At 61.9% G+C, this 23,953-nt stretch carries 21 protein-coding genes; 10 read left to right on the top strand and 11 right to left on the bottom strand.

Going from position 1 to position 23,953, the window contains the following annotated elements; genetic code table 11:
• Positions 1-59: 59 nt before the first annotated feature.
• Together AC0J5Z_RS10850 and hrpA are read left to right on the top strand one after the other, a co-directional pair.
• The gene (locus tag AC0J5Z_RS10850; RefSeq protein ID WP_475039276.1) at positions 60-1,052 is read left to right on the top strand and encodes a helix-turn-helix transcriptional regulator; all 993 of its coding nucleotides are present in this window, start codon (positions 60-62) and stop codon (positions 1,050-1,052) included.
• Between the two features lie 13 nt (positions 1,053-1,065).
• Positions 1,066-5,013: an ATP-dependent RNA helicase HrpA gene (gene hrpA / locus AC0J5Z_RS10845; RefSeq protein WP_475039274.1), complete on the top strand. Its 3,948-nt coding sequence runs from the start codon at positions 1,066-1,068 to the stop codon at positions 5,011-5,013.
• A gap of 65 nt (positions 5,014-5,078) precedes the next feature.
• On the opposite strand, the gene AC0J5Z_RS10840 is transcribed toward hrpA, so the two are convergent.
• From AC0J5Z_RS10840 to AC0J5Z_RS10830, 3 genes are read right to left on the bottom strand one after another with little or no spacing between them, the layout of a single operon-like run.
• A complete protein-coding gene (locus AC0J5Z_RS10840; RefSeq protein ID WP_475039272.1) occupies positions 5,079-5,507 on the bottom strand; it encodes an HIT family protein in 429 nt (142 codons plus the stop codon).
• On the bottom strand, positions 5,504-6,655 hold the full coding sequence (locus AC0J5Z_RS10835; protein WP_475039270.1) for an NAD(P)-dependent alcohol dehydrogenase: 1,152 nt from the start codon (positions 6,653-6,655) through the stop codon (positions 5,504-5,506). Before AC0J5Z_RS10835 ends, AC0J5Z_RS10840 begins: the two co-directional genes overlap by 4 nt.
• Positions 6,652-7,551: a sulfurtransferase gene (locus tag AC0J5Z_RS10830; protein WP_475039266.1), complete on the bottom strand. Its 900-nt coding sequence runs from the start codon at positions 7,549-7,551 to the stop codon at positions 6,652-6,654. Before AC0J5Z_RS10830 ends, AC0J5Z_RS10835 begins: the two co-directional genes overlap by 4 nt.
• A gap of 83 nt (positions 7,552-7,634) precedes the next feature.
• Between AC0J5Z_RS10830 and cds1 the strand changes: the two genes are divergently transcribed.
• Positions 7,635-8,717 (top strand): L-cysteine desulfhydrase Cds1, encoded by a 1,083-nt coding sequence (cds1, locus tag AC0J5Z_RS10825; protein WP_475039264.1) that lies wholly within the window; start codon positions 7,635-7,637, stop codon positions 8,715-8,717.
• Here the strand turns inward: cds1 and AC0J5Z_RS10820 are convergent.
• Positions 8,714-9,370 carry an MBL fold metallo-hydrolase gene (locus tag AC0J5Z_RS10820; RefSeq protein WP_475039262.1) on the bottom strand — a complete coding sequence of 219 codons (657 nt, stop codon included), beginning with the start codon at positions 9,368-9,370 and terminating at the stop codon, positions 8,714-8,716. The genes cds1 and AC0J5Z_RS10820 overlap by 4 nt on opposite strands.
• A gap of 94 nt (positions 9,371-9,464) precedes the next feature.
• Here AC0J5Z_RS10820 and AC0J5Z_RS10815 point away from each other — a divergent pair, with 94 nt between their 5' ends.
• The gene (locus AC0J5Z_RS10815; RefSeq protein WP_475039260.1) at positions 9,465-9,932 is read left to right on the top strand and encodes a Fur family transcriptional regulator; all 468 of its coding nucleotides are present in this window, start codon (positions 9,465-9,467) and stop codon (positions 9,930-9,932) included.
• On the opposite strand, the gene AC0J5Z_RS10810 is transcribed toward AC0J5Z_RS10815, so the two are convergent.
• The 5 genes from AC0J5Z_RS10810 to AC0J5Z_RS10790 form a co-directional block, all read right to left on the bottom strand.
• A complete protein-coding gene (locus tag AC0J5Z_RS10810; RefSeq protein ID WP_475039258.1) occupies positions 9,929-10,819 on the bottom strand; it encodes a metal ABC transporter permease in 891 nt (296 codons plus the stop codon). The two genes, AC0J5Z_RS10815 and AC0J5Z_RS10810, sit on opposite strands and share 4 nt — an antisense overlap.
• Entirely contained in the window at positions 10,820-11,653 is an 834-nt protein-coding gene (locus AC0J5Z_RS10805) for a metal ABC transporter ATP-binding protein (protein ID WP_475039256.1), read from the bottom strand.
• 134 nt (positions 11,654-11,787) lie between these two features.
• Positions 11,788-12,789 (bottom strand): metal ABC transporter solute-binding protein, Zn/Mn family, encoded by a 1,002-nt coding sequence (locus AC0J5Z_RS10800; protein ID WP_475039254.1) that lies wholly within the window; start codon positions 12,787-12,789, stop codon positions 11,788-11,790.
• Between the two features lie 108 nt (positions 12,790-12,897).
• Positions 12,898-13,968 (bottom strand): hemolysin family protein, encoded by a 1,071-nt coding sequence (locus tag AC0J5Z_RS10795; protein WP_475039253.1) that lies wholly within the window; start codon positions 13,966-13,968, stop codon positions 12,898-12,900.
• Entirely contained in the window at positions 13,965-15,317 is a 1,353-nt protein-coding gene (locus AC0J5Z_RS10790; protein WP_475039251.1) for a hemolysin family protein, read from the bottom strand. Before AC0J5Z_RS10790 ends, AC0J5Z_RS10795 begins: the two co-directional genes overlap by 4 nt.
• Before the next feature lie 487 nt (positions 15,318-15,804).
• Here AC0J5Z_RS10790 and AC0J5Z_RS10785 point away from each other — a divergent pair, with 487 nt between their 5' ends.
• The 5 genes from AC0J5Z_RS10785 to AC0J5Z_RS10765 all read left to right on the top strand — a co-directional run bounded on the left by AC0J5Z_RS10785 (position 15,805) and on the right by AC0J5Z_RS10765 (position 22,096).
• Complete coding sequence (locus AC0J5Z_RS10785) at positions 15,805-19,599, top strand: multifunctional oxoglutarate decarboxylase/oxoglutarate dehydrogenase thiamine pyrophosphate-binding subunit/dihydrolipoyllysine-residue succinyltransferase subunit (protein WP_475039249.1); 3,795 nt, start codon at positions 15,805-15,807, stop codon at positions 19,597-19,599.
• A gap of 90 nt (positions 19,600-19,689) precedes the next feature.
• Positions 19,690-20,337 (top strand): GDSL-type esterase/lipase family protein, encoded by a 648-nt coding sequence (locus AC0J5Z_RS10780; protein WP_475039245.1) that lies wholly within the window; start codon positions 19,690-19,692, stop codon positions 20,335-20,337.
• Positions 20,338-20,444: 107 nt separating this feature from the next.
• On the top strand, positions 20,445-21,293 hold the full coding sequence (locus AC0J5Z_RS10775; RefSeq protein ID WP_475039242.1) for a DUF4097 family beta strand repeat-containing protein: 849 nt from the start codon (positions 20,445-20,447) through the stop codon (positions 21,291-21,293).
• The gene (locus AC0J5Z_RS10770) at positions 21,293-21,907 is read left to right on the top strand and encodes a PadR family transcriptional regulator (RefSeq protein ID WP_475039240.1); all 615 of its coding nucleotides are present in this window, start codon (positions 21,293-21,295) and stop codon (positions 21,905-21,907) included. Before AC0J5Z_RS10775 ends, AC0J5Z_RS10770 begins: the two co-directional genes overlap by 1 nt.
• Positions 21,908-22,021: 114 nt before the next feature.
• Positions 22,022-22,096 carry a 50S ribosomal protein bL37 gene (locus AC0J5Z_RS10765; RefSeq protein ID WP_369299106.1) on the top strand — a complete coding sequence of 25 codons (75 nt, stop codon included), beginning with the start codon at positions 22,022-22,024 and terminating at the stop codon, positions 22,094-22,096.
• A 102-nt stretch (positions 22,097-22,198) separates the two neighbouring features.
• Here the strand turns inward: AC0J5Z_RS10765 and rsrA are convergent, their stop codons facing one another.
• Positions 22,199-22,459 (bottom strand): mycothiol system anti-sigma-R factor, encoded by a 261-nt coding sequence (gene rsrA / locus AC0J5Z_RS10760; RefSeq protein WP_017198486.1) that lies wholly within the window; start codon positions 22,457-22,459, stop codon positions 22,199-22,201.
• The gene (locus AC0J5Z_RS10755) at positions 22,456-23,250 is read right to left on the bottom strand and encodes a sigma-70 family RNA polymerase sigma factor (RefSeq protein WP_475039238.1); all 795 of its coding nucleotides are present in this window, start codon (positions 23,248-23,250) and stop codon (positions 22,456-22,458) included. The genes rsrA and AC0J5Z_RS10755 overlap by 4 nt, the downstream gene beginning before the upstream one ends.
• A 181-nt stretch (positions 23,251-23,431) precedes the next feature.
• Between AC0J5Z_RS10755 and AC0J5Z_RS10750 the strand changes: the two genes are divergently transcribed.
• The gene (locus tag AC0J5Z_RS10750) at positions 23,432-23,947 is read left to right on the top strand and encodes a DoxX family membrane protein (protein WP_475039235.1); all 516 of its coding nucleotides are present in this window, start codon (positions 23,432-23,434) and stop codon (positions 23,945-23,947) included.
• Positions 23,948-23,953: the final 6 nt, after the last annotated feature.

The raw sequence follows: 23,953 nt of genomic DNA, 5'->3' as shown, positions 1-23,953 counted from the left end.
GGCGTCCCTGTGTCACCGCCGGCCTCCACATCGAGGATGCATGGGCTAGATTCACTTGCATGATCCAAACGTCTGCCCGGCTCCTCCAGCTGTTGTCACTGTTGCAGGTGCGTCGGGAATGGACGGGTCCGGCACTCGCCAACCGTATGGGTGTGACCGAGCGGACCGTCCGGCGCGACATCGACAAGCTGCGGAACCTTGGCTACCCCATCCATGCCTCCCCCGGCACTGCCGGCGGCTATCAGCTGGGGGCGGGCGCGCAGTTGCCGCCGCTGCTCTTGGACGACAATGAAGCGCTGGCCGTCGCCTTGGGTCTGAATTCGGTGGCAGCAGGGCCAGTGGCAGGCATCGGCGAGGCATCTGTCCGCGCTCTGGCAAAGCTGGAGCAAGTCCTGCCGTCGAGGCTACGCCCCAAGTTCGCCATGCTGAAAGCTGCCGTCACCACCCTTCCCAGCAATGCAGCCACTGTTGATCCCCAACAACTGACCGTCGTCTCGGCCGCGATATCGGACCGGCGCCAAATCTCTTTTGACTACGTGAAGTCCGATGGTGAATCCGCACGCCGGCTGGTGGAGCCATACAGGCTGGTGGACACTGGCCGCCGCTGGTATCTGGTGGCGTGGGATGTCGAGCGGGAAGACTGGCGAACCTTCCGGGCTGACCGGCTTGCTTCCCTGCCCTCGGAACGTAAGAGATACACGCCAAGGCCACTGCCCGCAGAGGACCTGGCTGCCTACGTGCAGGAGTCCATCACCCGCTCACCGTACAGGTTCGACGTCGTTGTGCGGCTCCGCGCGCCACTCGCCGACGTGGCCGCCGTCGTCAATTCCCAGTACGCGACGCTGACTGCCGACGGCCCGGCAGCCACCATCCTGCGGTCCGGATGGGACAACCTGGCCGCCCCGGCAGCGTACCTGGCCGCCATGGACATGGACTTCGAGATTCTCGAGCCTGCTGAATTCAAGTCCTACGCCATTGAACTCTCGCACCGGCTGAGTGATGCAGCGGGGACTGTGACGGGCACAGCGGACGTGGAACCGCAGCCACAGTAGACTGACAGCAGCCATGACACTTCATATTTCCTACCCCGCAGAGCTGCCCGTCTCCGAGCGCCGCGAGGATCTGATGGCGGCCATTGCCGCAAACCAGGTGACCATCATCGCCGGTGAGACCGGTTCGGGTAAGACCACGCAGATCCCCAAGATGTGCCTTGAACTTGGACTTGGAGACAAGGGCTTGATCGGGCATACCCAGCCGCGCCGGCTCGCAGCCCGCACCGTGGCCGAACGCATCGCGTCGGAACTCGACGTCGAGATTGGCCAGGAGGTGGGCTTCCAGGTCCGCTTCACCGGTGAAGTCAGCGCGTCCACCAAGATCAAGCTGATGACCGACGGCATCCTCCTCGCGGAGATCCAGCGTGACAAGCTGCTGCGGAAATACAGCACCATCATCATCGACGAGGCCCATGAGCGCAGCCTTAACATCGATTTCATCCTGGGCTACCTCAAGCGCGTCCTCCCCCAGCGCCCGGACCTCAAGGTCATCATCACTTCGGCCACTATCGATCCCCAACGGTTTGCCAAGCACTTCGGCAGCGAAGAAGATCCAGCGCCGATCATCGAAGTTTCCGGCCGCACCTACCCGGTGGAGATTCGCTACCGCCCGCTGTCGCAGCCCGCTGGTGCGGACGAGGACAGCTCGGACGACGAACTGGAAGAGGACCGCGATCCCCTGGATGCTGTCTGCGACGCCGTGGACGAGCTCGCCAAGGAAGCTCCGGGCGACATCCTCATCTTCTTCTCAGGCGAGCGCGAAATCCGTGATGCCGCGGAGGCCATCAACGGCCGAATCCAATCGAACCGGCGCCTGGCCGGAACGGAAGTGCTGCCGCTTTTCGCACGATTGAGCCTTCAAGAACAACACAGGGTCTTCAACCCCGGCGGCAAGCGACGCATCATCCTGGCCACCAACGTGGCAGAAACCTCCCTGACGGTGCCGGGCATCAAGTACGTGATCGACACTGGCACCGCCCGAATTTCGCGGTACTCACACCGGACCAAGGTCCAGCGGCTTCCCATCGAGCGCGTCTCCCAGGCATCGGCCAACCAGCGCTCGGGTCGCTGTGGACGCGTGTCCGAGGGCATCGCGATCCGCCTGTACTCGGAAGAGGACTTCGAGTCGCGTCCGCAATTCACGGACCCGGAAATCCTCCGGACCAACCTGGCTGCGGTCATCCTGCAAATGACCGCCATGGGCGTTGCCCGCGGACCCAAAGATGTAGAAAACTTCCCCTTCGTGGAACCGCCGGACTCCCGGGCCATCAACGACGGCGTCACGCTCCTGCGCGAACTCGGCGCCTTGAGTTCGCCCAAGGCTGCCGACGCGGGTGGCAACGGTCGCAGCGGCAGTGGCCTGACCGCCGTCGGGCAGAAACTTGCCCAACTCCCCGTGGATCCGCGGCTGGGCCGCATGATCGTGGAGGCGGGCAAGCGCGGCTGCGTCCGCGAAGTCATGATCCTGGCGGCTGCCCTTACCATCCAGGACCCGCGTGAACGGCCAACGGACAAGCAGCAGCTAGCCTCGGAAAAGCATGCACGTTTCCGGGATGAGCTCTCGGACTTCACCGGCTTCCTGAACCTGTGGAACTACATCCAGGAAAAGCAGCGCGAGCTGTCCTCCACCCAGTTCCGCAAGCTGTGCCGCAACGAGTTCATCAACTACCTGCGTGTCCGTGAGTGGCAGGACCTCTTCACCCAGCTCCGGCAGTTGGCCAAACCCCTCGGTATCGCGCTGGACAACAAACGCGAAGCCGATCCCGTAGGAAATTACGAGGGCATCCACATCAGCTTGCTCTCCGGGTTGCTGAGCCATATCGGCCTCCTGGATGAGCGCAAGCGTGAATACGCCGGTGCGCGAGGCAGCCGTTTCGCTATCTTTCCTGGTTCAGCGCTGTTCAAGAAATCGCCGACGTTCGTTATGGCTGCCGAGTTGGTGGAAACCAGTCGTCTGTGGGCCCGTGTTGCCGCCAAGTTCGATCCCCTGTGGGCCGAGCAGGTGGCGCCGGACCTGGTGAAGCGGTCTTACAGTGAACCACATTGGTCTTCGCGGCAGGGGGCCGTCATGGCCCATGAGAAAGTGACGCTGTACGGAGTACCGATCATCCCCAACCGGCGGATCAATTACGGGCGCGTCGATCCCGAGCTGTCACGCGAACTGTTCATCCGCCATGCCCTGGTGGAGGGCGAGTGGAAGACGCATCATAAGTTCTTCCACCGGAACCGCGCCTTGCTCCAGGAGATCGAAGAACTCGAAACCCGCATGCGGCGCCGTGACATCCTTGTGGACGATCAGACACTCTTCGAGTTCTATGACGCCCGCGTGGGCAAGGACGTGGTCTCCGAGAGGCACTTCGATAAGTGGTGGAAAGACGCCCGCCAGTCCGACCCCGACCTGCTCGACTTCGACCAATCGCTGCTGATGAGCGAAGACGCCGAGGCTCTGGACGACTCCGCATACCCCAAGAGCTGGCTGCACAAGGGATTCGAACTCCCACTCAGCTACGAGTTCCATCCCGTGGCACCTGGGTCCGTCCCTAATCCGTCCGACGGCGTTACCGCTGAAGTCCCGGTGCTGTTCCTGAACCAGCTGGACGACGCTCCGTTCCGTTGGCAGATTCCGGGTCAACGGGTAGAGCTGGTCACAGCGCTGATCAAATCACTGCCCAAGCAGGTGCGGAAGAATTTCGTACCGGCCCCGGACGTCGCCCGGCAAGCAACGGCAGCCCTGGAAGCAGATTTTGATCCCGCCACCGACGAACTTGAGCCCTCCTTGGAACTGGTCCTTCGCCGGCTGCGCGGGCACGTCATCCCCCCTGGATCCTGGAACCGGGACGCAGTGCCGCCCCACTTGCGGGTGAGTTTCAAGGTGGTGGACAGCAAGGGCAAGGTGCTCGACGAAGGCAAGGACCTCGCTGAACTCCAGGAAAAGCTGGCACCGGCCACGCGCCGCGCCATCGCCGAATCGCTCGGAGCTACACCCGCGACGACGTCACGCGCCAAGGGTGGCAAGCTAACCGGCCCATCGGGCGCGCCCAATGGTCAAACTCCGGCGCCCGGCGCAGCTCCAGCCGGCGATGCAATTATTGCCGAACGGGGCGGCATTACCACGTGGGACTTCGGCACCGTGGAGCGTCAGGTCACCCGGACGGTCAAGGGCCATGCCGTCACCGGTTTCCCGGCGATCGTGGACGAAGGCAAATCCGTGGCCCTCCGGGTGTTCCAAACCCGGCCAGAGCAGGAAGCGGCCATGCGTGGTGGTGTTATCCGGCTGCTCGCCCTGCGGATTCCCTCCCCCGACCGCTATGTACTGGAACACTTGAGCAACACGGAAAAGCTGACGTTCAGCCAGAATCCTCATGGATCCGTGAGCGCCCTGATCGCTGACTGTGCGCTTGCCGCCATCGATAAGCTGACCCCGCAGGATCTGCCGTGGGACAAGGAGTCGTTCGATGCGTTGTACGAAGTAGTCCGTGCGGAACTGATCGACACAGTGTTCATGGTGACGGCCGTCGTCGAACGTGTCCTGGCCAGCACGCGGCGCATCCAGAAGCAGCTGAAATCCAACGCCAGCCTGCATCTGATCAGCGCCCTCAATGACATGAAGAGCCAGCTGGAGCAGCTCGTGTTCCCGGGCTTTGTGGCACAGACGGGCTACGCGCAGCTCAGCCAGTTGCCGCGGTACCTGCAGGCGATCGAAAAGCGGTTGGAGAAGCTCCCGGGCAACGTCCAACGGGACAGCCTGAATATGGCAATCGTGCAAGCGCTGGAGGACGACTACGACGACGCCGAGGCGGCGCTCCTTCCGGGACGCAGGGCGGGCACCGAGTTAACCCGGGTGCGCTGGATGATCGAAGAACTGCGGGTGAGCCTGTTCGCTGTTGAGCTTGGCACGGCCTACTCTGTTTCGGAAAAGCGTATCCGTACCGTGCTGAACCAGGCACTGGCCCCGGCCTAGCCCTGCCACCAACGGGAAACCCGGCGGTGCTGATTCAGCACCGCCGGGTTAACTCTTCGCCGGAATCAGTCCTCCGGGATTGCATCCCCGTGGCCAGCCGTCCGGAGCGCGGCCCGGAGTTTCACCGCCGTGGCATCCATGACCGCAGGGTCCGGATTGTGGTCCACATTGTGAATCTCAAAATCTGCCGTGGAGTAGGCGGGCCATACGTGGACATGAAGGTGGTCCACCTCGAAACCCTCCATCAGGACGCCCACGCGCTTGGCATCAAAGAGCTTTTCCTGGACTTTTCCGATGCTCTGGGCAACGCCCATGACCTTCGCCAGCAACTCAGGGCTTGCGTGCGTCCACGAGTCGACTTCTTCGCGCGGCACCACCAAGGTGTGCCCTTGGGTGATAGGCGAAATGGTCAGGAAAGCCACCACCTCCTCGTCCTTCCAGACAAAGCGGCCCGGGATCTCCCCATTGATGATCTTGGTGAACAGTGTGCTCATGCGTCTGCCCTTTCGGATGGTTCCTGAAGTGTTGCGGTGTCCAGTACGAAACGGTACTTCACGTCGCCGGCCACCATCCGGTCGTAAGCTTCATTGAGCTGTTCGGCGCCGACAACCTCAATATCGCTCACAACCCCGTGTTCCGCACAGAAGTCCAGCATTTCCTGTGTTTCCTCTATGCCACCAATTAACGAACCCGCATACGCGAGCCGTCGGCGGATGAGCAACCCCGGGCTGACCGGCGGCATCTCGCCGGCGGGAAGGCCCAATTGGAAGAGCGCACCGTCCAGGCGAAGGGTCCGGAAATAGGGGTTGAGATCGTGGGGCGCGGCGACGGTGTCGATGATGACGTCGATGCTCCGGTTGGCTGCCTCCATGGCTTCGGCATCCTTGGAGAGGACCACATGGTCGGCACCCAGTTCGCGGGCGGCGTCGAACTTGGATTCGGAGGTGGTGAAAACGGTGACGTCTGCACCCATGGCCTTGGCGATCTTGACGGCCATATGGCCCAGGCCACCCAGCCCCACAACACCTACGGAGTCGCCTTCTTCGACGTCGAAGTACCGCAGTGGAGAGTACGTGGTGATGCCTGCACACAGCAGTGGCGCTGCTGCCGCCGGGTCCAGGGCATCGGGCACGCGCAGTACGAAGCGCCGATCAACCACCACCGACGTCGAGTATCCGCCTTGGGTGATCGAGTCGCTGTTCCGCGGGTCTGCAGCGCCGTAGGTGCCGATGTTGCCCCGCTCGCAGTACTGTTCCAGTCCTTCGAGGCAGCTCTCGCATTCGCGGCAGGAATCAACCAAGCAGCCAACGCCCACACGGTCCCCGGGAGCGAAGTCCTGTACCGCGGCGCCTACGCGGGTCACGCGCCCAACGATCTCGTGGCCGGGGACCAGCGGGTAAGGAGGAACTCGCCACTCTCCGCGTGTTGCGTGCACATCCGAGTGGCACAGGCCGCAGAACTCAATGGCGATCTCCACGTCATCCTCTTTGGGTGCACGGCGAGCCACAGTCAGGGGTACCAGACCACTGTCCGGAGACGTGGCACCGTACGCGGCAGCCAGCGTGGTTCCGGTCCGGGACTCACTGGTGTCCAAAGTAATGGGCTTGGCAAGGGGCGGGGGCACGGGGCGTCCGGGAGTCATGGTCCGACGCTACTCCCGGCAGCCGCGCTTGTGCCACTTGGGCCGCCACCGTCCCCTTCGAAAGGCTCGCTGCCCACAGCTACGTCATTGGCAACATTGTTGGACCATTGCGAGAACGATCCCGGAAACAGTGCCGCACGGTATCCGGCGATCTCCAAGGCAGCGATCTCATGGGACGCCGTCACTCCGGAGCCGCAATACACCGCAACGTTGGACGACTTATCCAAACCCAACTCTTCAAAGCGCTGCCGCAACTCCTCCACCGGCAGGAAAGTTCCATCGGTCGCGACGTTTCCAGTAGTCGGGGCGCTCACTGCCCCTGGAATGTGCCCCGCCCTGGGGTCAATGGGCTCCACCTCCCCGCGGTATCGCTCCCCCGCCCTGGCATCCAGCAAAACTCCTTTGCGGTGCCACAGTGCCGCTTCCTGCTCGGTGATGGCCGGCATGCTGCCCTTGCCCAGCGCGATATTTCCGACGGCGGGACTTACGTCACCGGACTCCACCACGTAGCCGGCCGAACGCCAGGCGGCCAGACCGCCGTCGAGAAGGTAGACAGAATCAACACCGGCGTCCCGCAACATCCACCAGACGCGTGCTGCGGCCATGCTGCCGCTGTTGTCGTACGCAACCACGGTGTCGCCGTCGTTGATCCCCCACGAGCGCGCGGCGTCCTGGAAACGTTCTGTTGATGGCAAAGGATGGCGTCCGAGTCCGGGCTGGGCGTGGTCGGCCAACTGTGTGGGGAGATCGACGAAAACAGCGCCTGGAAGATGCGCTGCAACGTATTGACTGTGCCCGTCGGCCCGGCCGAGGACCCACCGGACGTCGAGGAGCACGGTCCGCTCCCCGGATTCGAGCCGCTGGTGCAGTTCTGACGCACTCATCAATGTGGCCATGGGTTCTCCTTCATTCGGTCGTCCGGTCTTCCTGAACAGGTTCCAGTGCTTCCGGTGCCCGAATTCCAGCCTAGGCTTATCCGGTGAGCAATTCGTGTATTCAGGACAGGGCATGGGCCAGTGAGGCCATCCGAAAAATCGAGGCCGAGAACAACCGCTCGGCCGACACCCACCTTTACGCGGTTCCACTCCCGGACCATTGGGGAGTCCAGCTTTACCTGAAGGACGAGTCAACCCACAGGTCCGGCAGCCTCAAGCACCGTTTGGCGCGATCCCTGTTCCTTTACGGCTTGGTCAACGGTTGGATCACCGAAGGCACCACCATCGTTGAGGCCTCGAGCGGCAGCACAGCCGTATCCGAGGCCTACTTTGCCCGCCTCATCGGATTGCCCTTTATCGCGGTCATGACCAAGACCACCAGCCCGGAGAAGATCGCCCTGATTGAGGAGTTCGGCGGCGCGTGCCTGCTCGTTGACCACGCTTCGGAGGTCTACGCCGTGGCAGAAGAAACCGCCAGGAAATCCGGTGGTTACTACATGGACCAATTCACCTATGCCGAGCGGGCAACGGACTGGCGCGGCAACAACAACATCGCCGAATCAATATTCGAACAGCTCTCCTTGGAAGAGCACCCGGTTCCGGAGTGGATCGTGGTGGGCGCCGGTACTGGTGGCACCAGCGCCACCATTGGCCGTTACCTCCGGTACAACCGCTACAGCACACGCCTGGCCGTGGTGGACCCGGAGAACTCGGCTTTCTACCCGGCGTGGCGCGATGGCAACGCAGCCGCAGCTACCGGCTTGCCGTCCCGTATCGAAGGCATTGGCCGCCCCCGGTCCGAACCCAGCTTCGTGCCGGCGGTTATCGACCATATGATCCAAGTCCCCGACGCCGCCTCCGTTGCGGCCATGCGGCACCTCAGGCAACTCACCGGCTTGCACGCAGGCCCTTCGACGGGCACCAACCTCTGGGGCGTCTGGCAGTTGGTGGCCCGCATGGTGGCAGAGGGGCGTAAGGGCAGCATCGTTTCGCTTATGTGCGACGGCGGCGACCGCTATGCAGGCAGCTACAACGACGCCGGGTGGCTGGCCGCGCACGGCCTGGATCCGGCACCGCATGAGGCAACGCTCCAGCGGTTCCACGACACCGGGGTGTGGACCGGCTAGACCTCCACGGATTCCCGGGCTGCCAGCCGCGAGTAACTCGTACCATAGCGGGCTCCGATCCTGGTGACGTGTCCCTCGACGATCCCTCGGCCCAGTTCGTTGAGCAGCCCGTCGTGGACGGGGAACGCCTTGGGAGCACGGACGGCGATAACGAAGTCCACTACCTCGCCCACCTTGGACCACGGGGCATGGAGGGGGACCAAGAGGGTGTGGACGTTTATCCCGTCAGGGATAACGAAAGAATCTCCCGGGTGGAACACGTTCTCATCCACCAGGTAGCCGATGTTCGCCACCACCGGGATCTGGGCGTGGATAACGGCGTGCTGCCCACCAAAAGTCCGGATGCTGAACCCTGCGGCTGCAAAGACGGATGCAGGCTCAGCACTGTGCACGCGTGCGGCGACCTCACGGTCTGCTTCCCTCAACGCCGCGGCAACACCCTCCGGCGCGTGGACCTCAAGGCCGGTGTTGCTCCTCATGGCTGCGAGTACGGCGGGACGGTCGATGTGGTCATGATGCTCATGCGTGACAAGTACGGCGTGGGCTCCCGTCAACGCTTCCTCTGCCTCGGAGAATGTCCCGGGATCGATAACCAGGACTTTCCCGTCCTTCTCCAACCGGACACAGGCGTGCGTGTACTTGGTGAGCTTCATGGAGACAGCCTATGGGCGCCCGCTGACAGTTTCCAAGCTCCCCCTACTGGTAAAATTAGGGTTTGCCAGCATCCCCAGGGAAGTGAGTCATTCAATGCCACAGGGCACCAATTCCGCCACGACCGGCAATGCAACGCCGGCCACCAGCGGTGTCAAGGAGCAGCGCGTCACCAAGCAACGCTTGGCAGTCAGCGCCGCCTTGGACGAATTGGATGACTTTGTCAGCACCCAGGAGCTCTACCGCCTGCTACAGAACAAGGGCATTTCCGTGTCCTTGGCCACCGCGTACCGCATCCTGCAGTCCCTGGCGGACGACGGACTCATTGATGTCCTCCGAAACGGTGACGGCGAAGCCGTCTACCGTCGCTGCGCAGTCACAGGACACCACCACCACCTGCTATGTCGCAACTGCGGCAAGGCAGAAGAAGTGGAGGCACCCGCCGTCGAGACCTGGGCTGCCCGGACCGCTGCTGAACATGGATTCACCGAGGTGGCCCACACCGTGGAGATCTTCGGGCTATGCCCGGAGTGCACTGCGAAGAAAGCAGCCGGAAAGCTCTAGAGAGCCCCTGCGGGCTGATCACGCGATACACGACCGTTGAGGCCCCTGTTAGCTCGGACCCGTCCGATCACCCTGCACACCACGTAGATCAAGAAGGACAAGGTGGTGACGTACGGGCTGATGGGAATGCGGCTCCCGAGGGCCAGGAGGATGCCACCCACCGTCGCTGTCATCGCGAATGCCACGCTCAAAAGCACCACTAACCGGGGCGACGTCGTGACCCTCAAAGCGGCAGCCGCTGGCGTGATCAGCAAGGCAAGCACCAGCAGCGCCCCAACGATCTGGATGGATAGCGCCACGCTGACCCCCAGCAGCACCATGAAGCCGATCGCCAGTGTACGGACCGGAACACCCCGGGCCTCCGCCATTTCCGGGTCCACGCTCGCGAAGCTGAGGGGGCGCCAGATGGCGGCCAACGCGACCATCACCACCACCGCTGTTCCGGCCAGAACCTGAAGCTGCACCGTGTCAACGGAAACAATCTGACCGGTCAGCAGACCGAACTTATTCGCCGCGCGGCCCTCGTACAGCGCCAGGAACAAGATGCCCAGACCCAAGCCGAACGGCATGATCACACCGATGATCGAGTTCTTGTCCCGTGCCCTCACCCCCATGAAGCCCAGGAGCACTGCCGCAGCCACCGAGCCGATCAGGGAACCGAAGATGATGTCGGCTCCGATCAGCAGGGCAAACGCCGCACCGGCGAAGGACAGTTCGGAGATGCCGTGGACGGCGAAAGCAAGGTCCCGCTTCATCACAAACGTGCCAACAAGGCCACCCAGAAGCCCCAGTACGGCCCCGGCCCAGATGGAGTTCTGGACGAGGACCAGCAACTCGCCATAGTTCTCGAAGTTGAAAATGGTCTGCAGGATGTTCCCGAGGTCCATCTAGAACTCCTCTCCGGCGGTTGCATGGGCATCGTCGTGGAAGTGCGTGGTTGCGTCGGGAAGACCCACGACGACGATCCTTCCGTTGGTGTGGATGACCTCCACATGGCTGTCGTACAGCTCGGACAAGACTTCTGTGGTCATAACCTCTTGGGGCGTCCCTACCCGGAACTGGCCTCCGGCAAGGTAGAGGACCCGGTCTACGTAGTCGATCACTGGGTTGATCTCGTGGGTCACGAAAACCACGGCACTGTTCCGCTCGTGGCACTGCCTGTTGATCAGCGAACTGACACCCTGTTGATGATGCAAGTCCAGGGAAAGCAGCGGTTCGTCACACAGGAGGACCTGCGGTTCCGTAGCCAGCGCTTGCGCCACCCTGAGCCGTTGTTGCTCTCCACCTGACAACTGCCCTACCGGCACCTTGGCATAGTCCGAGGCGCCCACCTGCTCCAGCAGCTCGTCGATCCGTTGGTTGACCTTGCCGGATGCGAATCGCATTCCCCAGCGGTGCCCGTCAATGCCCAAGCCCACCAGGTCGCGGGCCCGCAGGGGGGTGTCCGGCGCAAACGACTTTTGCTGCGGTATGTAGCCGATCCGCTTGCTTCCACGTTCCACCGGGTGGCCACCCAAGGACACGGTCCCGGAGTGAAGTTCCTGCAATCCGAGAAGGACTTTCAGGAAACTCGTCTTGCCACTCCCGTTAGGCCCCAGAACGGCAAAGAACTCGCCTGGGTTGATGTCGAGGTCGAGATCCCGCCAAAGTGTCCTCTTGCCGAACTGCAGGCTGGCTCCGCGGAGGCTCACTACCGGTGTCAAAAGTTGTCCTCGATCCATGCGCCCCTTGGAACGCAGTTGTTGTACCGCTGGTGTTCGCGACTGTGGTGGTGGCAGGCAAAAAGGCCCCGCGGCCATCCTGAATATCTTAGGACGTGTACGGGGCCCTTCACCGCAATTGGGTGTCGGTAAAGCTACTTCTTGAGTGCTGTCGAAATGGATTCCACGTTGTCCGTCATCCACTGGAGGTAGTCTTTCCCATCAGGCAGCGTCTCGGTAAAGTTCACTACCGGCACGCCGGCAGCTTCGGCGGCGCGCTTGACGGCCTCGGTCTGAGGCCCTTCAGTCTGCTGGTTATAGGCCAGGAACCGGACTGACTTGGCGCTGACGAGGTCAGTGGTTTCCTTCAACACAGCTGCCGGGACATCGGTTTCCTCTTCGATGGCGGCACTGTAAGCCTCAGGAGTCTTGTTTTCCAGACCTGCTGCTTCCAGCAGGTACAGGGGAACGGGCTCAGTGACAGCCACGGGAGCGTGATCGTTCATCGACTTGACGGCAACAAGTTTTCCGTTGAGTTCGGCGAGCTTGGCCTTGAAGGTGTCCGCGTTGGCCGTGAACGTGGATGCGGATCCCGCGTCGAGGCTGCCGAGCTTGCTTGCAACGGCGTCGGCGAGCTTGCCCATGGTGTCCAGGCTGTACCAAACGTGCTCGTTGAAGTCGCCGTGGTTATGGGTGTGGCCCTCTTCGCTGTGTGCTTCCCCGCTGTGGCCCTCTTCTTCCGGAGCGAGGCCGGAAAGCTCGACGGCGCTGATCATATTCTCGTGGCCAACTTTCGTCTCGTCAGCAATTTTGTGGAGAAACTCGTCGTAGCCTCCGCCGTTCTCCACCACGAGTTTGGCTTTGGAGATCACCAACTTGTCCTGGGCACTTGCCTCGTAGGAGTGCGGGTCCTGGCTTGTCTTGGTGATGATGGCACTTACGTTGACCTTCTCCCCGCCAATGGCCTTCACGACGTCCCCGTAGACGTTCGTGGAGGTGACCACCTCAATGGCGCCGGACGACGACGCATTGTTGGCTCCGGCCGTACCGGCACAGGAAGAAAGCAGGAGGGCAGCAAGGGCTGCTGAAGCGGCCACGGACAGGCGGGCGGCGGAACGACGCACGAAGACCTCGGATCTACTCAAAATGAGAATCAAACACAATTACTGGCAGATTCCAGTGTAACTATAAATGGGAATGATTCCTATTTAGACAAGTCTGGCGTCGACCGAATTGGGTCGACGCCAGACTGGATTCACTGTTTTCTACTGCACTTGCTGGCCTCCGTAACGGCGGATGCCGGTTGCCTGGGTGGCATCCCGAATCTCACCGACCAGCTGTTCGATGACATCCTCCAGGAACAGGACGCCCTGAGTCTCGCCGCCTGCTCCGACAACACGGGCCAGGTGCGAACCTGTGCGTTGCATGACTGACATTGCCTGCTCGATCTCGTCATCCGGCGCAAGGTTGGCCAATGACCGGATGCGGCCCTCGGCGATAGGATGGCGTCGGCCCTCGTCCGGAATGGACAGGATGTCCTTCACGTGCAGATAACCAGCGAGTTCGCCGTCGTCGTCGACCATCGGGAACCGTGAGAATCCGGTGCGTCTGACCGCTTTCTCCAGATCCACCGGAGTGGAAGCAGTCTTCAGCACCACCAGCTTGTCCAAGGGAACCATGATGTGCGACGCCGTATGCTCCGAGAACTCCAAAGCGCCGCTCAGCAGGCCCGCTTCGTCATCCACCAAACCATGGCGCGTGGATTCCTGAACAATCGACTGCACCTCCTCGAGCGTGAACGAAGAGGACACTTCATCCTTGGGTTCGATCTTCATCAGCCGCAGGATGTGGTTGGCCAACCAGTTCAGCGTCCAGATGATCGGGTTCGTCAGCCGGGCGATGAACATCAGTGGCGGCGCCAACAAGAGGGCAGCCTTGTCCGCAACCGAAACCGAGATGTTCTTAGGCACCATCTCGCCAAAGGTGACGTGCAGGAACGTGACGAACAGCAACGCGATGGCAAACGCGATGATGTCTGCCAGTTCAACCGGAACACCAACCAGTTCAAGGGGCTCAGCCAGCAGGTGGTGGATTGCGGGCTCGGCAACTTGGAGGATCAGGAGCGAGCAGACGGTAATGCCCAACTGTGCACAAGCGAGCATCAGCGAGACGTTTTCCATGGCGCGCAGTGTTGTTTGCGCGCGCTTGGATCCGGCTTCGGCCAGCGGCTCGATCTGGCTGCGACGCGCCGACATGACTGCGAACTCGGCACCCACAAAGAAGGCGTTGCCAATCAAAAGCACAACGAGCCAAACGATTCCTACCCAGTCGCTCATACGGCACCTGCTTCATGGCGTGTGCTTCCGGCGTCCGCTGGCAGTGACTCGTCCGTCTCCACGTGATGGAAACAGATCCTGTCAATTCTCCGGCCGTCCATCCTGGTCACGGTCAGCGTCCCGCCGACGGTGTCCACAACGTCACCCGCCTTTGCAATGCGGCCAAGCTGGCTCATGACGTACCCACCCACAGTCTCGTAGGCAGATTCGTCAGGAACAGTGAGGTTGGGGATCTGCTCGGACACCTCGTCCGGCCTCAGCAATCCCGGGAAGTACCAGTCGCCGGATGCACTTTGCAGCACTCCCGGCCGGACCTTGTCATGCTCGTCTGCGACTTCGCCCACGATCTCTTCCACAAGGTCTTCCAAGGTTGCGATGCCCGCCGTGCCGCCGTATTCATCGAGCACGACGGCGAGTTGCAGGTTGCCTTCGCGCAATTCAGAGAGGAGGGCATCCAAATGGATTGTCTCGGGAACCTGCAGGATGTCCGTCATGATCGCGCCCGCCTCAAGCTTGGCCCGCCGCTCCGCAGGAACGGCCACAGCCTTCTTGACGTGGACCACGCCCCGGATATCGTCCGTGGAATCGCCAATGACCGGGAACCGCGAGTAGCCGGTTCGCCGCGCGGCGTCCAGGACGTCAGAGACGGGCTGGTCGGCGTCGATGGTTTCCATGCGGATGCGGGGCGTCATGACGTCCGCTGCCGTACGGCCGGAGAAGTTCAGGGTGCGGGCAACGAAGTTGGCCGTCCCGGCGTCCAAGGTTCCCAGTTCGGCCGAGCGCCGCACCAAGGATGCAAGCTCCGCAGGGGTCCTTGCTCCGGAGATCTCTTCCTTGGCTTCGAGGCCGAACAGGTTCAGCACCTTGTTCGAGAAACCGTTCAGGACCACGATCGCCGGCTTGAACACGGCCGTGAACATCAGCTGGGGGCGGGCCAGGCGTTTGCCCAAAGGGAAAGCGAGGGCGATGGCCATGTTTTTAGGGACCAGCTCGCCCAGAAGCATCGACAGGAGCGTGGCGAATGCCATGGCAACAATCAACGCGACCGAATGCGCCAGCTCGGGGGCGAGGCCCAGCAGTCCGAGGGGCCCTACGAGTAACTGCCCAACAGAGGGCTCCATCACGAAACCTGTCAGCAGCGTGGTCAGCGTGATGCCCAGCTGACAACTGGAGAGCTGCGTGGAGAGCGACTTGAGGCACTTCAGCAGCGGAGCGGCAGCGTGGTCGCCGTTGTCGACCGCGCGCTGAACGCTTGCTTGGTCCAGAGCAACAAGGGAAAACTCAACTGCTACGAAGAAGCCGGTGCCAAGAATCAAGGCAAAGCCGGCAAGGAGAAGAATCCATTCCACTTAGCGCATCACTCCAAGAGTGGGCGCCTGCAACGGGGAAGATGCCTTCGGCGCGGGAATTCGCCCCGGCGGAGGCTGGTCGGGTCCCGCGGACGCATGGTCTGCGGCACCACCGGCTGTGAGGGCCGGCGCGTGATGGGCATGTGAACGGGTGTTGCCGGCTCGACGGGCGCGCTGTGCGGGGTTGCCAGTTTGGCTCCCCCGACAGTTCCCAGGCCGGCACCTAGATTTACTGTCCATAAGAATTTCAGTCTACAGTCCACCCGGCCGGGCCGCCTCGCTGGCGTCACGTGCGCTTACATGAATGAGGGACATACTCATTAAGTCAGCCGCAACATGATTTAGGTCACCACTATTGGCAGTTAACCAACGATCCTAACTAGACTGACATGGGTCTGAGTTCGCGGGACCCGGACCCTGGCCCATCGTTGTGGAGAGCATCTGTGGCCAGCGGGAAAACAACACTCATGGAAGAGGCGTATTTCAAGTGCCAGAGCAGCCCAGCCACCGTCTACCAGAGGAATTTGGCGGAAACGAGTGGCTCGTTGACGAATTGTACGAGCGGTACCAACAGGACAAGAATTCGGTCGACGCCAAGTGGTGGCCACTCTTCGAGTCCTTTGCTTCCGGTGACGGCACTTCTTCCAACGGATCCTCCGCAGCTGCATCAGCTGCCAATCCCCCCACCCAAGTACTTCCCGTGGTAGCTCCGGCTGCAGCGGCACCGGCACCGACGCCGGCCGCTCCCCCAGCTGCCCCCGAGGCTGCACCGGCGGCGCCCGCCCCGGCGAAAAAAGCACCCGCCACGGTTGCCCGGGACGGAGCAAAGAAGCCCGTTGCCGGCACCACGGCCCAGCCCATCCCGGCGCAGCTGCCTAAGAGCACCAAGGCTCCCACAGCACCTGAGGAAGACGTCGTTTCCGTCCTCCGCGGCCCGGCCAAGGCCATTGCCACCAACATGGTGACCAGCTTGGAAGTGCCCACCGCCACGAGCGTCCGGGCAGTTCCTGCCAAGCTGCTCATCGACAACCGAGTGGTCATCAACTCAAACCTTGCCCGCGCCCGCGGCGGCAAGGTCTCCTTCACCCACCTCATCGGTTACGCGGTTGTCCGCGCGCTCTCCCAGTTCCCCTCGATGAACGTCTACTACGACGAGATCGACGGCAAGCCGAGCGCCGTGCAGCCGGCTCACGTCAACTTCGGCATCGCCATTGACATGCCCAAGCCCGATGGCACCCGCCTCCTGATGGTTCCGAACATCAAGAAGGCCGAGACCATGGACTTCGCCGAGTTCTGGCACACCTACGAGGACCTCATCAAGCGCGCCCGCAACGGCAAGCTGACTGCTGACGACCACGCAGGCACCACGGTCTCCCTGACCAACCCCGGCGGAATTGGTACGGTCCACTCGGTGCCGCGCCTTTCCAAGGGCCAAGCTGCCATCATCGGCGTCGGCGCCCTTGACTACCCCGCCGAGTTCCAGGGCGCGAGCGAGAAAATCATCGCCCAAAACGCCATCAGCAAGATCCTCACCCTGACGTCCACCTATGACCACCGGGTCATCCAGGGCGCAGGCAGCGGCGAGTTCCTCAAGCTTGTCCATCAGCTCCTTCTCGGCGCGCAGAACTTCTACGACGAAATTTTCGAAGCCCTGCGCATCCCGTACGAGCCTGTGCGCTGGAGCCCGGACCTCCAGGTTGATCCTGCAGACGAGATCAACAAGGTTGCCCGCATCCAGCAGCTGATCCACTCATACCGCGTGCGTGGCCACCTCATGGCTGACACCGATCCCCTGGAGTACGTGCAGCGCAAGCACCCTGACCTTGACGTCCTGACGTATGGCCTGACCCTCTGGGACCTGGACCGCGAATGGCCCACCGGCGGGTTCGGCGGCAAGCCACAGCTCAAGTTCCGCGACATCCTTGGCGTGCTGCGTGACGCGTACTGCCGCACCACGGGCATCGAGTACATGCACATCCAGGAACCGGCGGAACGCAAGTGGTTCCAGGATCAGTTGGAACACCCGTACTCCAAGCCCAGCCGTGAGGAGCAACTGCGCATCGTCTCCAAGCTCAACGCTGCGGAGGCATTCGAGACCTTCCTTCAGACCAAGTTCGTTGGCCAGAAGCGCTTCTCCCTTGAGGGTGGCGAGTCGCTGATTCCGCTGCTTGACGCCGTTATTTCGGACGCAGCCGACGACGGCCTGGACGAGGTTGCCATCGGCATGGCCCACCGTGGCCGCCTGAACGTGCTGACCAACATCGCCGGCAAGACCTACGCGCAGGTCTTCCGTGAGTTTGAGGGCACCCAGGACCCACGCTCGGTCCAAGGTTCCGGTGACGTCAAGTACCACCTCGGCACCGAAGGAACCTTCACGTCGGACAACGGCAAGCAGACCAAGGTCTACCTCGCCGCCAACCCGTCCCACCTGGAAGCAGTGGACTCCGTCCTGGAGGGCATCGTCAGGGCAAAGCAGGACCGCCTTGACCAGGGCGAGTCGTTCCCGGTCCTACCTATCATGGTCCACGGTGACGCCGCCTTCGCCGGCCAGGGTGTTGTGGCTGAGACCCTCAACCTCTCGCAGCTGCGCGGTTACCGCACCGGCGGTACTATCCACGTGATCGTCAACAACCAGGTTGGCTTCACGACGGCACCGTCATCCTCACGTTCGTCCACGTACTCCACGGACGTAGCCAAGATGATCCAAGCACCGGTGTTCCACGTGAACGGCGACGACCCCGAGGCCGTAGTGCGCGTTGCGCAGCTCGCCTATGAGTTCCGTCAGCGTTTCCACAAGGATGTCGTCATCGACATGGTCTGCTACCGCCGTCGTGGCCACAACGAGGGAGACGACCCCTCGATGACCCAGCCGCTCATGTACAACCTGATCGAAGCCAAGCGCTCCGTTCGCAAGCTGTACACCGAGTCACTCATTGGCCGTGGCGACATCACCGAGGAAGAAGCGGAGCAGTTGCTCCGCGACTACCAGGAGCGCCTTGAGCGCGTCTTCGCTGAGACGCACGCTGCACAGACCTCGCCGATCCCGATCATCACGGCGGACTCTGCTGCTGTCTCGGACATCGAGCGTCCCATTGCCCAGCAGGCTGACTTCGGCACCAATTCCCCGGCGTCCACGGCGATTTCCGCTGAGACCCTTGCCCGCATCGGGAAGGCGCACCTGGAAATTCCGGAGGGCTTCACCGTTCACTCCAAGCTCAAGCAGCTCCTGGAGAAGCGCGAGCAGATGTCCCGTGAAGGCGGCATCGACTGGGGCTTCGGCGAAATCGCAGCTTTCGGCTCGCTGATCATGGAAGGTGTGCCTGTTCGTTTGGCCGGCCAGGACTCCCGCCGAGGCACGTTCGTGCAGCGTCACGCCGTGTTCCACGACCGCGCCAACGGCAACGAATGGCTGCCCCTGGGTAACCTTTCCGACGACCAGGCCAAGCTGTGGATCTATGACTCCCTGTTGTCCGAATACGCAGCCATGGGCTTCGAATACGGCTACTCTGTGGAGCGCCCCGACGCCCTGGTTCTCTGGGAAGCCCAGTTCGGTGACTTCGTCAACGGTGCCCAAACCATCATTGATGAGTTCATTTCCTCGGCCGAGCAGAAGTGGGGCCAGCGCTCCTCGCTGGTGCTCATGCTCCCGCACGGCTACGAAGGCCAGGGGCCGGACCACTCGTCGGCACGTATCGAGCGGTTCCTGCAGATGTGCGCCGAGGACAACATGATTGTGGCCAACCCCACCACCGCTGCCTCGCACTTCCACCTGTTGCGCCGCCAGGCGTACAGCCGTCCGCGGAAGCCATTGATCATCTTCACGCCCAAGCAGCTGCTCCGCCTCAAGGGTGCCGCTTCTGCGGTTGAGGACTTCACCACGGGCGGCTTCAAACCTGTCATTGGTGATCCGGAAGTACAGCCGGCCAACGTGGACCGCGTCATCCTGGTGTCGGGCCGTTTGTACTACGACCTCCTGTCCAACCGCCAGAAGTCCGGCGATACCTCGACGGCGATCATCCGCGTAGAGCAGCTGTACCCGCTGCCCAAGGCAGAGATTGATGCCGAGCTCGCCAAGTACCCGAACGCTGACATCGTTTGGGCACAGGACGAACCCGCCAACCAGGGCCCGTGGCCGTTCATGGGCCTGAACCTGGCACCGGAGCTTGACCGCAAGCTTCGTCTCGTGTCGCGTCCGGCTTCGGCATCCACGGCTGCCGGTTCCATGAAGCGCCACGCCGTTGAACAAGATGCCCTGATCAAGCAGGCGTTCGAACGCAAGTAAGCGAAACTGCCCGGCCTGAGGAGCGATGAGCGCGCCTCAGGCCGGGCAGTTCTGTTTAATGGGACAAGTACCCGGTTCCCGAACCGGCCGATGATCCGGAAACCGTGCAAGGACCGTAACGAGTGTGAAGAGGTAACCGTGGAAGACAGGAAGCTGCGCATCGCGGCTGTAGGAGATGAACTGCTCGCGGGCCTGGGGGATCCCCGCGCATTGGGTTGGCTCGGACGAGTGCTGGCCCGCACGCCCCAGGACGCCGTCGTGGTTGAGAGTTTCCCGCTCCCCTGCCCCATGGAAGGCACTGAGGGCCTCGCCGCCCGCTGGCAGGATGAAGCCGGCAGGCGCTTCAGTGATACGCATGAGAATCGATTGGTCATCGGCCTTTCGGGACGCGACCTCGAGTTTGGCCTGTCTACGGCGCGTAGCCGCTTGAATCTTGCCAACATCCTTGACGGTGCTTCGCACAGCAGCGTGGAAGTCTTTGTGGTGGGCCCTCCCCCCACTCTTGATCCCGCTCGCAACAAGCGGCTTGCCGAACTGAATACTGCATTTGCCGATGTCACCACCCGGCGGAACCATCACTACGTTGACACGTTCTCCCCGCTGCTCAATCATGAGCAGTGGAGGACGGACCTCGCAGCCAATGGGGGAACACCGGGCCAGGCCGGCTACGGATTGATTGCGTGGCTTGTTCTGCACCGCGGCTGGTTCCAGTGGCTTAATATCGCTCAACCGGAGTAGCGGCGCTTAGGCGCTTCCGCCCCTCTCGCCTTCAAAGCATTGCCTCCGGGCTAAACGCGATATATCGTGTTGATTATCAACGCGATATATCGCAATCTGGAGGGATCATGTCTGACGAACTATGGACCGTGACGGGCCCGCAAACCATTGATGTAGAGAATGTCCGCTCTCTCAAACTGGGCATCGTAAAGGGCCGCTTTGATGTCGTGACCCACGACGAGCCTTTCGTCCGCATCGAAATCAGCGAGATTACCGGCGACCCGCTGACGGTCACACTGGTTGACGGAAGGCTTGAAGTACGCCACCAACTCCAAGGACCGCAGGGCTGGTTCCGCAACCTGATGGGTACCGTCAACAACACGAGCACCAACTCGGTGATCGTCGGCATTGCGCTGCCGCCCGGCGTCGATGTCGAGGCAGGAACGGTAAGCGGCGACGGCATGGTCTCGGGCATCAGCGGCCGCACCCGACTGAACACGGTTTCCGGTTCTGTCCTGGCGGACGGCACCAGCGGCGAGCTGCACGTAAACACAGTCAGCGGCGAGGTCATCGCCAGAAACCACGACGGCGTCCTGACCGCCAAAAGCGTCTCTGGCGAAGTTACCGCCTCGGGCAAGTTCAAGAACGTCCGGGCGAGCACCGTGAGCGGCGACCTCAGCTTCGATCTCCAGGACTACACCAACGACCTCGGAGCCAACTCAGTCTCCGGCGACCTCACCATTCGCCTTCCGCACGATGTTGGCTTGGACATTGTGGCAAAGTCGGCCAGCGGGACCGTGGTGATCGATGACCAAATGTACGCCCAGCCTGGCAGCAACGTTCACACCATCGTCGGCCCCGATGAAAAGCTGATGCTGGTGCGGACCAACACCGTATCGGGCAAGACCTACATCATTCACGGTTCAGCGCCCGCACCGGAAAACGGCCACCCTGTCCCCGGGGAAGCGGGTCTCTGATGCCTCCGGTGTTCGCGCATGGCGCCCTGCGGCTGTACCTGCTTGCGTTGCTCGAGGCAGGTCCGAAGCACGGTTACGAGCTGATCAAGGCATTGGGTGAACGCTTCGGCGGCACTTACTCCCCCAGCGCCGGAACCATCTACCCGCGCCTGGGCAAGCTGCAGGAGGAAGGCCTCGTCGCCACCGAGACCGAGGGACGTCGCACCAAGTACCTCATCACGGATGCCGGCCGCGCCGAGCTGGACAGCCGTCGCCAGGAGCTGGCCGACGTCGAAGACACCATATCGGCCTCCGTCAGGCGGCTCGCCGACAACCTGCGGGAGGACATCAGGACCAATATGCGTGGCCTACGGGCAGATCTCGCGGCCACCGCTGAGGCTGCCCGCACCAGCGCATCTTCGGCTACGTTTCGGAGCAGGACAGCGGGCTACACTCCCGAAGGCCAGCGCATCCTCAAGGAAGCGGAATTATTGGTTCAGTCGTTCAGGGACGACATCCGTGTTGAGTTACGACACCACGGAGCCTCGCACCCACTGACTCCCGTAGCGCTTGAAACCGTGCGTACTGTGTTGGACCAAGCCCGTATCTCGATCAGGAATTCTCTGCAAAGCTAACCACCTGGCTGGCTCCGAAATACCCCAATACCCGCCCGGTTCGCGGCGCAGCACCCGGATGTGCGAAACTGAGGGGCAGCTTTATTGAGTATCAATCCTTGAAGGAGGCCAGCTATGAGCAAGCGTGCACGTAAGCGTCGTGACCGTAAGCGCGGCGGCGCTAACCACGGCAAGCGTCCCAACACCTAAGCCATCGGCTTAGCGTTACAGGCTTAAAAGCGAAGGCCCCGGAAACCATGCGGTTTCCGGGGCCTTCGATGTTAAACCTGAATAAGTGGAATGGGAGCTGGATCAGGCATCCACAGGTTTGATGGAGTGAATCCTGTCAAGGATGGAATTTTTCAGGTTCTCCGGCGCAGACTCCGTGCAGGACCGCTTGACCATGGTGCGGATGAGGCACTCAAGGTCATACTGCTCGGCACATTCCTCGCAGGAGTCCAAGTGTTGCTTGATCTCAGTTAAATCCTCGCGGGTCAACGCGCCATCGAGGTACTCGTAGATCCGCTGCATTCGCGTATCGTCGCAATCGCCCAATCCCTGGCAGTCGCTCATTTCTCTTTCTCCTGATTGTTGCTTCCGGCCGCGGCCTGATCTTCGGTATGGGCCCTGAAGCCCCGTTCGGCGGCGTAATCCGCCAGCATGTCCCGCAACATCTTCCTGCCGCGGTGCAACCGTGACATGACCGTGCCGATCGGGGTATTCATAATTTCTGAAATCTGCTTGTACGCGTAACCTTCGACGTCCGCGAAGTAGACGGCCAGCCGGAACTCCTCCGGGATCGACTGCAATGCGTTCTTCACGTCGGAATCAGGGAGGTGGTCAAGAGCCTCGGTCTCCGCGGACCGTAAACCAGCCGAAGTATGCGACTCTGCCTTGGCCAACTGCCAATCCTCGATCGTGTCCGAGTTGGACTGCAGCGGCTCACGCTGCCGCTTCCGATAAAGGTTGATGTAGGTGTTGGTCAGGATGCGATACAACCAGGCTTTGAGGTTGGTCCCCGGCTTGTACTGGTGAAAAGCAGAAAACGCCTTGGTGTAAGCCTCTTGAACCAGGTCTTCAGCATCGGATGGGTTGCGTGCCATCCGCATGGCTGCCGAATACAGTTGGTCCACGTACTGCATGGCGTCGCGTTCAAAGCGCGCACGCCGCTGTTCTGGAGTTTCCGTAGCAGGATCGACGTCGGTTACAGCCGCCGCGTCGTCGGCGCCGGTTGCCTGGTACATGGCCGCTGCGGCCGGTTCAGTGGTGCTCATCGTTGCCAAGTCTACTGTCAGCTGCCGGGATTCCGGCTGCATCCCATACGCAGGCTCCGGTGGAACCACCCGGTCCTTAACCAAAGTCAAAAAACCAACTCCGTTCAACAGGCGGCAAACACGATGCCGCAGTCCGGTCTCCACCGCACCTGAAGTTCACAACGGCTGCTGCTGGGTAAATATTCCGCAAAAGTGCAAGACTAGAGCAGACTGCACCCCTTGAACACAACACTTATCGAACTATTGTGGCAAGCCATCCAGGAGGCAAGACATGTCTGTTATCCGTTTTCTCGCACGTCCCATGCTCGCGTCGAGCTTCGTCGTCGCAGGGCTGGATAAGCTAAGGAACGCGGACGACACAGCGAAGCAACTCTCGCCAGTCCTTCGCCGTGCCTCGGAATCCCTTCCCTTCAAAGCTGATGAAAAGACCCTGGCGCGCGTCATCGGCGGGGCGCAGCTGGGCGCCGGAGCCTTGCTCGGACTCGGCAAGCTCTCCCGTTTCGCCGCCACGGTCCTGGCTGTGACATCGGCATTGAACTCCTACGTGGAGTGGCGGTCCGCCGATATCAGCACTAAGGAAGGCCGAAGTGCCCGCAAAGCCCAGTTGCTGAAGAACATTTCCCTCACGGGTGGTGTGCTTCTGGCCTCTGTTGATACCGCGGGCCAGCCCAGCATCGCCTGGCGGGCGGAGCACCTGGCTGCCGATGCCAAAAAGGTGACGGGCAAGCAGATCAAGCGTGCAGACAAAGCAGTTCGCAAGGCCGTTGACAACGCAGTTGGAGCATAAGGAAGC

This window comes from Paenarthrobacter sp. TRD_SC_7 (assembly GCF_056156245.1).
This window is presented reverse-complemented; position numbering and strand designations above follow the sequence as displayed.